Source organism: Saccharopolyspora rectivirgula DSM 43747 (assembly GCF_000497205.1).
Classification (GTDB): Bacteria; Actinomycetota; Actinomycetes; order Mycobacteriales; family Pseudonocardiaceae; genus Saccharopolyspora; species Saccharopolyspora rectivirgula.
Window position 1 is genome coordinate 1 of record NZ_AYJW01000163.1, and the last position, 327, is coordinate 327.

Here is a 327-nt window from a genome sequence, read left to right on the forward strand (position 1 = left end):
TGAGCAGCCTCCTGTGGAGCGGACGACTCCTGAGGTGGGTCGGCCGGGGGAGCTGAGCCTTGCTGGTAAGTCCGAGCAGCAGTTGTGCGAGCTGCTGACCCCGCAGCAGCAAGACCAGCTGGGCGTGCACACCTCCACGGGTGCGGATGCCGGGGATCCCGATTTCGACATCGACTACCCGAACTGCGGTTTCCTCTACAACTCTGGTTCGGAGGTCAGGTTCGGCGTCACGGTTGCTGCGGTGCCCAAGTCGTTGGCCGACTTCAAGGACGAGCTCGGTGAGCCGTTCCCGGAGACGGCTGCTTCCTACGACATCTCCGGTTTTCC

The 327-nt window shown here is 63.6% G+C and carries 1 pseudogene; it reads left to right on the forward strand.

Annotated features, from left to right (window positions below):
* Positions 1–327 (forward strand): annotated as a pseudogene (locus SREC43747_RS21490) (DUF3558 domain-containing protein); the annotation flags it as partial.